Consider the following 409-nt stretch of genomic DNA (forward strand, 5'->3'; position numbering starts at 1 on the left):
ACCTCGAAATGAAGTTCTTTCTTGGTCTGGATCCTGAAGAGACGAAGATTATCGATCCCTCTCTTCTTTCCAAATTTCGCTCTACTCGTCTCCCACAGGACCTTGTTCTTGATGACCTCATCAAAAGGCCGGTCGATCTGGCACTGGAAAAAGGGGTTATGAGCGCGAAAAATGTAATCATTGTAGATTCAACGCATTCAAACTCTTGTTTTAGACATATCTCTCCCAGAGAAGAGCTTCTCAAACGCTGCAAGGCTGTGCGAAAAACAGCTTATTCTTTTGATTAGAACTTTCCCAATCAGCTAAACTATACGGTCGGATTTTTGCGTGGACGACCACGTTTCCTTTTGGGCTGGTCTACTGGATCTGGTCGTGGAATCAGATCCAGTTTTTGAAGAATTTCTATCTG

Annotated in this window: 1 pseudogene; it reads left to right on the forward strand. The window is 43.5% G+C overall.

From position 1 onward, the window contains the following. Positions 1-287: pseudogene (locus Afil_RS10760) on the forward strand (IS5/IS1182 family transposase); the annotation flags it as partial. Positions 288-409: the final 122 nt, after the last annotated feature.

It is taken from the genome of Allobaculum fili (assembly GCF_020969955.1).
In the GTDB taxonomy this organism is placed as follows: Bacteria; Bacillota_I; Bacilli_A; order Erysipelotrichales; family Erysipelotrichaceae; genus Allobaculum; species Allobaculum fili.